We start from the raw sequence: 6,442 nt of genomic DNA on the forward strand, positions 1-6,442 counted from the left end.
ACGTGGTGCTCAGCGAAGACGAAATTCGCTCGGCGCACCCCAAGTCGACCCAGACCATCGAGATCATCGCCTTTGTCGCCAGTGACCAGATCCCGTTGCAGAACATCGACACGCCCTACTTCCTCGCCCCGGACAAACGCGGTGGCAAGGTCTACGCCCTGCTGCGCGAAACCCTGAAGAAAACCCAAAAAGTCGCGCTGGCCAATGTGGTGCTGCACACCAAGCAGCACCTGGCCGCCTTGATGCCGCTGGATTCAGCCCTGGTGCTGGTGATGTTGCGCTGGCCCGCCGAAGTGCGCAGCCTGGATGAGTTGGAACTGGGCAGCGACGTCACCAAGCCGAAGCTGGCCAAAGGCGAGTTGGACATGGCCAAGCGCCTGGTAGAGGACATGAGTGCCGACTGGCAACCCGACGAGTACCGCGACAGCTTCCAGGAGAAGATCCTGGCGCTGGTGGCAAAAAAAGCCAAGGCCGGCAAAATCGAAGACGTGGAAACCACCCAAGGCAGTGACGAGCGCAAATCGGCCGACGTGATCGACCTGACCGAACTGCTCAAACGCAGCCTGGCCGGCAAACCGGCCAAGAAACCTGCCGCGAAGAAAGCCACCAAAGCCTCCTGAGCCACGGAACCTCCCATGCCAAAGCCCTTGAGCGAATACAACCGCAAGCGCGACTTCGAGATCACCGCAGAACCGGCGGGCAACGCACCGAGTCGCCAGCGCAAAACGTCGGCGCTGTCGTTCGTGATTCAAAAACACGATGCACGCAACCTTCACTACGACTTTCGCCTTGAACTCGATGGTGTGCTCAAAAGCTGGGCGGTGCCCAAAGGGCCGAGCCTGGACCCCAGCCAGAAACGCCTGGCAGTACACGTCGAAGACCACCCTTTGAGCTATGGCGGCTTCGAAGGCACCATTGCCCCCGGCCAATACGGCGCCGGGGATGTCATCGTCTGGGACCGTGGCGTATGGCAACCCCATGACGATCCGCACAAGGCTTACGCGGCGGGCAAACTTAAATTCACCCTGATCGGCGAAAAACTCTCCGGCGATTGGGCCTTGGTGCGCACCCGCCTCAAAGGCAGTGGCGACAAAGAGCAATGGCTGCTGATCAAGGAAAAAGACCCTCAGGCACGCCCTGCCACTGATTACGACATCGTCCAGGCCATGCCTAAAAGCGTGCTTAGCGACGCCACAGTCGGCAAATCCAAAACCCGGACCAAACGCGAGAAAAAGCCAATCACTCTCCCCGAGCAACTCACGCCGCAGTTGGCCACTCTGGTCGATCGCGCGCCAGACGGTGACTGGCAGTACGAAATCAAATTTGACGGCTACCGCATGCTTGCGCGCATTCTTGACGGCGAAGTGCGCCTGTTCACCCGTAATGGCCACGACTGGACCGAGCGCCTGCCGCGTCAGGTCAAGGCGTTGCAAGCCCTCAAGCTCAAGGACAGTTGGCTCGATGGTGAAGTGGTCAGCCTCAACGGTGACGGCTTGCCGGATTTTCAGGCGTTGCAGAACGCCTTCGATATCGGCCGCAGCCTGGACATCGTGTATTACCTGTTCGATGCGCCATTCCTGGGCGGAGTGGACCAACGCAAGGCGCCCGTCGAGGAACGTCGGGCGGCGCTGAAATCCGTACTCAGCAGGAGTCGCAGCAAACTGCTGCGGTTTTCCGAAGCCTTTGTCGCCAACCAGCGCGACATCATTGAAAGCGCCTGCGACCTGGCCCTGGAAGGCGTCATCGGCAAGCGCCTGGGCAGCCCGTATGTGTCCAACCGCAACACGGACTGGATCAAGCTCAAATGCCGTTTGCGCCAGGAGTTCGTCATCGTCGGCTACACGCGCCCCAAAGGCTCGCGCACCGGGTTCGGCGCCCTGCTGCTGGCGGTGAACGACGCGACGGGCCTGGTGTATGCCGGGCGCGTCGGCACCGGGTTTGATCAGGCCTCGCTGAAAGCCATCTACGCGCAGCTCACACCGCTTGAGTGCAAGGCCTCACCGCTGGCAACACCGCTGAACAGCACTCAAGCACGCGGTGTACATTGGGTGGAACCTGCGCTGGTCGGCGAGGTGCACTTTGCCGAATGGACGCGGGAAGGCATCGTACGCCAGGCTGCATTTGTGGCATTGCGCACCGACAAGCCGGTGTCACAGATCATTCATGAGCAACCGCGTGCGGCGAAGTCGCTTAAAGCCTCCAGGCCCCAAAAAACAGAGGCTGGCGTGAACATCACTCACCCCGACCGGGTCATCGACCCGCAAAGCGGTACACAAAAGCAACAGTTGGCGGCCTTTTACGAGGGTATCAGCGAATGGCTCTTGCCCTTCCTGCGTCATCGGCCTGTGTCACTGCTGCGCGCACCGGAAGGCATCGAAGGTGAGCAGTTCTTCCAAAAACATGCCGAGCGCCTCGCCATTCCCCACATCAAGCAGCTGGACCCGGCGCTGGATCCTGGCCATGCGCGCTTGATGGAAATCGACAGCGTGAGCGCCCTGGTCGGCGCCGTGCAGATGGGCGCCATAGAGCTGCATACCTGGGGCGCCACCTCGGACAAGATCGAAACGCCAGACCTGTTTGTGCTCGACCTGGACCCTGACCCTGCGCTGCCGTGGAAAACCATGCTGGAGGCGGCGCAGCTCACGCTGTCGGTACTCGATGAGTTGGGGCTGGACGCCTTCGTCAAAACCAGCGGTGGCAAGGGCTTGCACCTGGTGATTCCGCTGGCCCGCCGGGATGGCTGGGACACGGTGAAGGCCTTCGCCAAGGCCATCGCGCAGTTCATGGCGCAGCAACTGCCTGAGCGCTTCACCGCCACGTCCGGGCCGAAAAACCGCATCGGCAGGATCTTTATCGACTACCTGCGCAATGCACGCGGCGCGAGCACGGTGGCTGCGTATTCGGTGCGGGCGCGGCCGGGCCTTCCCGTGTCAGTGCCGGTGAGTCGTGAGGAGTTGAAAGACGTACGCGGTGCCCAGCAGTGGACGGTCGCCAACCTGCAGGAACGTTTGAAGGGTTTGAAAGCCGACCCGTGGGCCGGGTATGCCAATCGGCAGAAGCTCAGCAAAAAAATGTGGGACAAGCTGGGCGCGCGCCCACCCGAGTGAGCGGCGCCCGATCGCGCTTCAGATCAGGATGAAGATCAGCGCCAAGCCGGCGAAAATCGCCCACTTTTCCAGGTAGTAGCGCGCACGGTTGCGTTTCTTCAGTTCCTTGCCGCGCAAGCGAATCTTGTACAGGCGGGTAAATGCCCGGTTCAAACCTCCGGTCTTGTCGCCATCATCGTTCGGCGAACCGGCTGCAGCCATCACATTGCGGCTGAACCAGCGGTTGAACGCCGCCGCCCAGCGGTACTTCATCGGCCGCTCGATATCGCAGAACAGGATGATGCGGTTTTGCTGAGTGGTGTTTTCAGCGTAGTGGATGTAGGTCTCGTCGAACATCACCGGCTCGCCGTCGCGCCAGTAGTAACTTTCGCCGTCCACGTTGATGTAGCAACCCGGGTCATTCGGTGTGTCCAGACCCAGGTGGTAACGGTAGGAACCGGCATACGGGTCACGGTGGCGGACCAGCTTGGAGCCCGGTGGCAACTCGGCGAACATCGCGGCCTTGATCGAACCGATGCTCTGCACCAGTTCGGTGGTGCGCGGGCACAGCTTCATGGCCGACGGGTGGCTGTCGCCGTACCACTTGAGGTAGAAGCGCTTCCAGCCCGACTTGAAGAAGGAGTTGAAACCGACGTCGTTGTACTGGTCGGAGCGCTTGATCGCCCCGGCCTGCATCAGGTTCTGGCCTTCCTGGCGGATCTCTTCCCAGTGTTCCTGCAACGGTGCCAGGTCGGGAAAGTCGCTTGGCGACAGGTACGGTCGGCTGGGTTGCTTGGAGAAGAGGTAGAGAAAGCAGTTGATCGGCGCCAGGAATGTCGAGTGATCGCTAAGCTGGCGACCCAGCTTGTGTCGCACCCGGCCACGCAGGTGTACATACGCAATGGAGGCAACGTAGAGAGCAACAATGATGAGTTTCAAGGGATTCGTCACACGTCAGTAGAGAGAACAGGCTGCTCCTGCGTGCCCACGACGGCCGAGGATTGAATAAGCAGCACCTGAAATCACAATTCACATTTATGCGGCACGACCGGCTAAATGAGCACCGGTTCATCACCATTGGCAGTTATTTAGCCACAGTTTGTAACCAAAGGTTAACTAAGAATTGTGAAAACCTGTCCATTCAATGTGCTGGATCAATGCCAACGCTTGCCTTGCAACGCCGCGATGCGGCACTGTCCGCAACCCCTTACTGCAAAAAGGAATTTGTATGTCGTCCCGCACCGACGTGGATTTTCAAGCCCTTCAGGGCACTTGGGAACAGACCGCTCTCGAAGACAGTGGCGTGCTGAATCCGGTCGACGCCCATAGCGCTCCCGGCGCCGTGACGATCATCAGCGGTGACAGCTTTGAAGTGCTGACTACCGAGGGCAAAGTGTTGTTGGCCGGCCGTTTTTCCCTGGACAGCACGACAACCCCCAAGAGCATTACCTGGGTGGACGCCATCGGCGAAGACGCCGGCAAACACCTGCCCGCCAGTTATCGTCTTGAAGGCGACGACTTCGTGTTCATCGCCGCCGATGAAGGCATGCCCAGGCCGACCGAATTCAGCACCGGGCCGGGTCAGACCATGCGAACATTCGTACGTCGCCGGTGACCCATACACATCCGAATTTGCGACACGCTTTTCACAAGGCCTTCACTTTCCCACCTATAGGGTGAAGCCTACCTACTCCAGTGAATCCCTTGGCCCGCCACTCTCGCGGGCCTTTTTTTGCCTGCACACCAGTGGATTACACGGACCGTTTAGTGGCCGTCAGGGTGAAACACATTGGCAGTTGCGCGCTCTGGTGCTCGTACTGATCGTAGAGTTCTTCACGATTGGAATGCGGGTACTCCTGCAAGTGGCTGATCTGCAACTGCGCCGCAACCGCGCCGCTGACGATGCTCCCCAGCGTATGCACATACCAATAGGACGTCGGCCCGGCTTCGGCCTTGGTACCTTCGTAGACAATCGACTCCTGCAATACGAACGGATCGCGCTGGAAGTACGAACTGGCCGGCAACAGCGGGTTGTCGGCCCTGGGGTCGAATACTTCCAGAAACGGATGGGTTTCGTAGATCACCAGTGTGCCGCCCGGCTTTAAGGTGCTGGCCGCATGACGCATGAACAGCGCCACGTCCGGCATCCAGCCCAGCACGCCGATAGTCACCAAGGCGACATCGAACTGGCCGAGCAAATGCTCAGGCAAGTGGTGAATATCAGTCTCAATGAATTCAGGTTTGTGGGGTGAAATATGAGCCAGCTCCTGGGCCTGCTGAAGAAAAGCTCTAGACTGATCCACGCCCACCACAGAACGAGCGCCAAGCCCAAACAGCGACAGGCTCTCACGACCGTTGTTGCAGCACAGTTGCACCACGTCCTTGCCGGCAACGCCGACGTCTTGCAGCAGTGCGGTAATGGTCGGGTCCAGGCACGAAAAACCCGGCTGGGCAACCGACGCCAACAGCGCATTCCAAGTGGCGGTGCCTTTGTGCAGCGCGGCCGAAGCGTCCCAAGCGGCCTTGTTACGGGTGATTGCCTGCTGGGCTGAGGGCATGTCCATTGCGACTCCAGGATTTGAATAAAGCGGGGTTCGGAAAATAAGCCAATTGCCTGTCAGATAAAACCCTCATGCATGGCGAAACTAATCCCCGGGCCTACAGGTCACTAAGCCAATGAGCGCTCAGCCCCTGAGTGCCGCCCCCTGAAGACCTCGCCGTGGCCCATCACACCGACCTGCGTACCACTTTGTCCCTCGACAGCCTGAATTTTTTCCTGGCGGATGTACGCGACGGCCTCGGGCCTTATCTGGCGATCTACCTGTTGGCGGTACACAAGTGGGACCCGGCCAGCATCGGCGTGGTCATGACCCTGGCCGGCATTGCCGCATTGATCACCCAAGGACCTGCCGGCGCGCTGATCGACCGCACCCGCAGCAAGCGCGCAGTGATCGCGATTGCCGCAATCCTGGTGACGCTCAGTTGCCTGGTGCTGCCGTTTGTCAGCGCATTCAGTTGGGTGGCGTTGACCCAGGCCGCCAGCGCGGTGGCCGCATCGGTGTTCGCCCCAGCGATTTCCGCCATTTCCCTGGGGATCACCGGGCCGCGCGCCTTTACCCGCCGGACCGGACGCAACGAAACTTTCAACCATGCCGGCAATGCCGTGGCCGCCTTGCTGGCTGGCGGCCTGGCGTACCTGTACGGCCCGGTCGTGGTTTTTTACCTGATGGCGTTCATGGCAGTGGCCAGTGTCGTGGCGGTCAGTTGCGTGCCGGCAGCGGCCATCGACCATGACGTTGCCCGAGGCTTTGACCCGGCCCATGCCCACGACCACGAGCAGCCCTCCGGCATCAAGG

General features: G+C 60.3%; 6 protein-coding genes. 4 read left to right on the top strand and 2 right to left on the bottom strand.

Going from position 1 to position 6,442, the window contains the following annotated elements; genetic code table 11:
• Window positions 1-620: Ku protein (locus HX803_RS31400; protein WP_178925966.1), on the top strand; the 620-nt coding region annotated here is incomplete at its 5' end.
• 15 nt (window positions 621-635) lie between these two features.
• On the top strand, window positions 636-3,107 hold the full coding sequence (gene ligD, locus HX803_RS31405; protein ID WP_178925967.1) for a DNA ligase D: 2,472 nt from the start codon (window positions 636-638) through the stop codon (window positions 3,105-3,107).
• An 18-nt stretch (window positions 3,108-3,125) separates the two neighbouring features.
• Here the strand turns inward: ligD and lpxO are convergent, their stop codons facing one another.
• Window positions 3,126-4,025: a lipid A hydroxylase LpxO gene (lpxO, locus tag HX803_RS31410; RefSeq protein WP_178925968.1), complete on the bottom strand. Its 900-nt coding sequence runs from the start codon at window positions 4,023-4,025 to the stop codon at window positions 3,126-3,128.
• A gap of 289 nt (window positions 4,026-4,314) precedes the next feature.
• On the opposite strand from lpxO, the gene HX803_RS31415 reads away from it, so the two are divergent.
• Complete coding sequence (locus tag HX803_RS31415) at window positions 4,315-4,701, top strand: TIGR03067 domain-containing protein (protein ID WP_178925969.1); 387 nt, start codon at window positions 4,315-4,317, stop codon at window positions 4,699-4,701.
• A 136-nt stretch (window positions 4,702-4,837) separates the two neighbouring features.
• Here HX803_RS31415 and HX803_RS31420 read toward each other — a convergent pair whose 3' ends face one another.
• Window positions 4,838-5,650 (bottom strand): bifunctional 2-polyprenyl-6-hydroxyphenol methylase/3-demethylubiquinol 3-O-methyltransferase UbiG, encoded by an 813-nt coding sequence (locus tag HX803_RS31420; protein WP_178925970.1) that lies wholly within the window; start codon window positions 5,648-5,650, stop codon window positions 4,838-4,840.
• 155 nt (window positions 5,651-5,805) lie between these two features.
• On the opposite strand from HX803_RS31420, the gene HX803_RS31425 reads away from it, so the two are divergent.
• Window positions 5,806-6,442 (top strand): MFS transporter (locus tag HX803_RS31425; RefSeq protein ID WP_178925971.1); only part of this gene is annotated, 637 nt, incomplete at its 3' end.

It is taken from the genome of Pseudomonas sp. P7548 (genome assembly GCF_013386585.1).
In the GTDB taxonomy this organism is placed as follows: Bacteria; Pseudomonadota; Gammaproteobacteria; order Pseudomonadales; family Pseudomonadaceae; genus Aquipseudomonas.

Coding starts and splice junctions, on each gene's coding strand:
- HX803_RS31415 (WP_178925969.1), top strand. CDS start 4,315: ATGTCGTCCCGCACCGACGTGGATTTTCAAGCCCTTCAGGGCACTTGG.
- HX803_RS31420 (WP_178925970.1), bottom strand. CDS start 5,650: ATGGACATGCCCTCAGCCCAGCAGGCAATCACCCGTAACAAGGCCGCT.
- ligD (WP_178925967.1), top strand. CDS start 636: ATGCCAAAGCCCTTGAGCGAATACAACCGCAAGCGCGACTTCGAGATC.